At 75.0% G+C, this 1,455-nt stretch carries 3 protein-coding genes; 2 read left to right on the forward strand and 1 reads right to left on the reverse strand.

Annotated elements, in window-relative coordinates; translation table 11 throughout:
• Positions 1-295 (reverse strand): DUF6597 domain-containing transcriptional factor (locus GTW08_RS22370; RefSeq protein ID WP_346009955.1); only part of this gene is annotated, 295 nt, incomplete at its 3' end.
• Positions 296-356: 61 nt separating this feature from the next.
• Here GTW08_RS22370 and GTW08_RS22375 point away from each other — a divergent pair.
• The gene (locus GTW08_RS22375; protein ID WP_073578199.1) at positions 357-854 is read left to right on the forward strand and encodes a VOC family protein; all 498 of its coding nucleotides are present in this window, start codon (positions 357-359) and stop codon (positions 852-854) included.
• A 191-nt stretch (positions 855-1,045) separates the two neighbouring features.
• Positions 1,046-1,455 (forward strand): MFS transporter (locus GTW08_RS22380; RefSeq protein ID WP_161152474.1); only part of this gene is annotated, 410 nt, incomplete at its 3' end.

Consider the following 1,455-nt stretch of genomic DNA (forward strand, 5'->3'; position numbering starts at 1 on the left):
CGGTGAACAGCGGGGTCGCGCCGGGCCGCAGCAGGACGCCGACGACCCAGGACCGCCCGGCCAGCTCCCGGACGTCGACGCCGGTGCGCGGCCCGTGCAGCGTCGCGGTGACGGGGTCGGTGACGAGGTTGAACGCCGGGTACTGCAGTACCCGCTGGCGCACCGTGCGCCCCGGCGGGACGTCCCAGCGGGCGGTCCACACCCACCGGACGAGGTCGTCGAGCCCGATGGGCGCCCGGTCGAGCGTGACCTCGGGGGCACCCGGGTTCAGGTGTCCGCGCGACTCGACGGTCATCGACCAACCCCCTGTCGGCAATGTTCAATCCACGCCGTCGCGGGGCGGGGAGGCTCCCCGTATGGAGCTCACGAGCAGCCTCACCGGCGCCCACACCACCGACGGCCGTCCGCACGGGGTCACCTCACTCACCCCGCACCTGGTGGCATCGCCCGCCCGCGCGGCCATCGAACTCTACTGCGCCGCCTTCGGGGCCCGGGTGCTCTCGGTCACCGAGATGGGCGGGATGGTCGGGCACGCCGAGCTGGAGCTGGCGGCCGGCCGGTTCACCGTCTCCGACGCGATGCCCGACCACGGCCTCGTCGCCGCACCGGCGGGTGACCACCCGGTGTCGCTGTCGCTCGCGGTGTACGTACCCGATGTGGACGCGGCCGTCGCGACGCTGGTCGAGGCCGGGGCGACGGTGCGCGAGCCGGTCTCGACATTCGTGTCCGGGGACCGGTTCGGCTCGGTCGTCGACCCGTACGGGGTGCGGTGGGCGGTGATGACCCGGGTGGAGGACCTGTCGCCGGAGGAGAGCGGGCGCCGGGTCGAGGAGTGGGCAGCGCAGCAGGGCTGAGGACGCGGCGGCCCGGTCGGCGCCGGCGGCGGTGGACGTCGGGGACGGGGCCGGCCGGCGTCGCGCTGCGGGGGCCGGTCGTCGGACGGTGTGCCGACGCCCCTGTGCTCCTGGACATCGTTGCGGAGCGCCTAGTCTCGGACGGTGATCTTCGCTGCTCTGCTGTCCGCCGTCCCGGCGACCTGAGACCGGTGTTCCGGTCCCGATCGTTCCCGCCGGCCTTCGCGACGGCATCGGTGTCCTTCGTGGTGGTCTGCGCCGCGGCCGGGGTGCCGGCACCGCTCTACGTCGTCTACCAGCGGTCCTACGGCATCTCGACGGTCGCGCTCACCGGCGCGTTCGCCGTCTACGTCGTGCCGCTGCTGGTCGCCCTGCTGTGCTGCGGCAGCCTGTCCGACCACGTGGGCCGGCGCCGGGTGGCGGTGCCCGCGCTGATCGTCGGCGCGGTGGCGTGCCTGGTCCTCGCCACCGTCGACTCGTCCGCGCCGTTGATCATCGGGCGGGCGGTCCAGGGGGTGTCGGTGGGGCTCGCGCTGGCCGCGCTCGGCGGCTACGTCGTCGACCTGGCGCCTCCGGCGCGTCCCGGGCCGGCCGGGGCGAT

Source organism: Pseudonocardia sp. SID8383, from assembly GCF_009864975.1.
In the GTDB taxonomy this organism is placed as follows: Bacteria; Actinomycetota; Actinomycetes; order Mycobacteriales; family Pseudonocardiaceae; genus Pseudonocardia; species Pseudonocardia alni.